The sequence below is a fragment of the Peribacillus sp. SIMBA_075 genome (assembly GCF_046534585.1).
The window spans coordinates 1-244 of the sequence record NZ_JAWRYN010001373.1 but is presented as its reverse complement, the minus strand read 5'-3'; the positions used below and the strand labels follow the sequence as shown (position 1 = coordinate 244).

Sequence of the window (244 nt, the reverse complement as noted above, 5' to 3'; positions counted from 1 at the left end):
ATGACCGAGACGCGCGCGCGTGACCAAATCGAGTTTGCCGAAGGGCTGAAAATGAAGAATCTGGACGTCTACGGCGCACCGGTCATCGGTGAACATGAGCGATGGCTCGGTGTCGTCATCGTCTTTCACGATATTACCGAACTGAAAAAATTAGAACAAGTGCGTAAGGATTTTGTGGCGAATGTGTCGCATGAGCTGCGCACACCGGTTACGTCGATCAAGGGGTTTTCTGAAACCTTGCTAG

Annotated in this window: 1 protein-coding gene; it reads left to right on the top strand. The window is 51.2% G+C overall.

Features of this window, described 5'->3' with window-relative positions:
* The coding region (locus SB775_RS32825) for a histidine kinase dimerization/phospho-acceptor domain-containing protein (RefSeq protein WP_410865479.1) at nucleotides 1-244 on the top strand (244 nt) is incomplete at both ends.